This is a genomic window from Acinetobacter sp. T_3_1 (assembly GCF_025377055.1).
In the GTDB taxonomy this organism is placed as follows: Bacteria; Pseudomonadota; Gammaproteobacteria; order Pseudomonadales; family Moraxellaceae; genus Acinetobacter; species Acinetobacter kookii.
The window spans coordinates 1-1,732 of the sequence record NZ_JACHVD010000046.1; the positions used below are offsets into that span (position 1 = coordinate 1).

A 1,732-nucleotide genomic window follows, 5' to 3' on the forward strand; every position below is an offset into this window, starting at 1 on the left:
CGTTCAGCGAGCATTTCTTGAAGTTCACGATAGCTGATGCCATATTTACAATACCAACGAACAGCCCAAAGAATGATTTCACCTTGAAAGTGCCGACCATGGAAGGGATTCATCTGCTGTATCTCGAAATAAATAAGATATTTAGCTTATCATGTCAGCCTATTTGCAACAGTGCCGTTTCAGGCTAAGTCACGAGAATACAAAGGAAAATATATTTTAGGTATTTATAACAAAATACTTTTAGCTAATTCAAAAATAAATATAGGGTTAAATGTTCCTACTGAAACAGAAGTGAAAGTTGAAAATAATCATGAGTTATTGATTTTAAATAATATTTTTTATAATGGATATGATATAAAACAATATGAGAATGCAAGAATTGAAGTTTATAAGGATGGTGAAAAACAACCATCAGCTAAAGAAATTTTGAGACAGATAGCACTCCCTTTAAATGTCTCTTTAAATAATTCAGCTGGAAATCCTAAAAATACTCAGCAGTTGGGGGATCATGTGATCAAGGCAATAAAGAACTTTAGATCAACCTAATTTCGCATAAGAGATTTTATGTTAAATGGAAAACCGTTATTTTATTTTAAATAATGTAACATACTAATCTTTAATATATTTTTAAGAGTTAATAATGAGTTTAGGAATTATAGAACAGCTTACGCATAGCACAGTGAGAATAGAGACTGATCTACATGGTGGTGGTATGGCAACTGGTAGTGGTTTTTATATGCATTTTCTTAAAAATGAAGAGGAATGTGTTCCAGTAATTATTACGAATAAGCATGTTATTTCTAATGCAAAAAATGGACGATTTCATATAACTCTTGCTAAAGATAATGGATTACCCGATACAGGTCGTCATCTAAAATTTGAAATTACTCAATTTGAAGAAAGTTTTATAAAACATCCTGATCCTAATGTAGATTTGGCTGCATTTTTAATAGGTCCTATATTTAATCAGCTACAGCAACAAGGAAATATACCTTTTTATGTACCGATTGAAACGTCATTGATACCAACAGACGAAGAGCGTCAAAGTTTTTCATCTATGGAGGATATAGTTATGATAGGTTATCCAAATGGTATTTGGGATGCACAAAATAATCTACCCGTAATCCGTAAAGGTATTACCGCAACCCATTCTAATATCGCTTTGAACGGTAAATCTGAGTTTTTAACAGATATTGCAAGTTTCCCTGGTTCCAGTGGATCTCCTGTGTTTTTAGCAAACATTGGTGGATATATGGATAATAAGGGCAATACATATATGGGAGCACATCGTATCAGACTCTTAGGTATTCATTATGCTGGTGCTATGCATACAGCATCAGGTGAGATAAGAATTGTTACTGCTCCTACTTCCAATATTCCTGTGCCAATTACTGCAATACCAAATAATATTGGTGTAGCGATTAATTCTAAAGAACTTCTTGTTCTTGAAGAAGAAGTTAAGCGCGCAATTAGTCAATAGATATAATTAAGAATAGCTAAAATTAACATAATACACGTTATGCGAATTCAAAAAATGGGAGCTTAAGCCACTGCTGTCCCATAGTTTGCTTTAAATAAAAAAACCTGAGTCCTAACAGTTAAAATATGAGTGCAAACAAACACTTTAACGACCAGGATTCAGGTTTTGTCACATCAGAATACCGTATTTCATGAGCTAATTAAACCTGTTGTGCGACAGGATTTTGAACAACTTGCTAAAGTACACCATGTT

The 1,732-nt window shown here is 33.1% G+C and carries 2 protein-coding genes and 1 pseudogene; 2 read left to right on the forward strand and 1 reads right to left on the reverse strand.

Annotated elements, in window-relative coordinates:
• Positions 1-113, reverse strand: a pseudogene (locus tag H4I94_RS16115) (IS6 family transposase); the annotation flags it as partial.
• Between the two features lie 58 nt (positions 114-171).
• On the opposite strand from H4I94_RS16115, the gene H4I94_RS16120 reads away from it, so the two are divergent.
• Together H4I94_RS16120 and H4I94_RS16125 are read left to right on the forward strand one after the other, a co-directional pair.
• Positions 172-546, forward strand: a complete 375-nt coding sequence (locus H4I94_RS16120; protein ID WP_261183721.1) for a hypothetical protein — start codon at positions 172-174, stop codon at positions 544-546.
• 94 nt (positions 547-640) lie between these two features.
• Positions 641-1,480, forward strand: coding sequence for a serine protease (locus H4I94_RS16125; protein ID WP_261183722.1), 840 nt, complete (start codon positions 641-643; stop codon positions 1,478-1,480).
• Positions 1,481-1,732: the final 252 nt, after the last annotated feature.

Bases quoted from the DNA above. Each gene is read 5' to 3' on its own strand.
- H4I94_RS16125 (WP_261183722.1), top strand. From the start codon at position 641: ATGAGTTTAGGAATTATAGAACAGCTTACGCATAGCACAGTGAGAATA.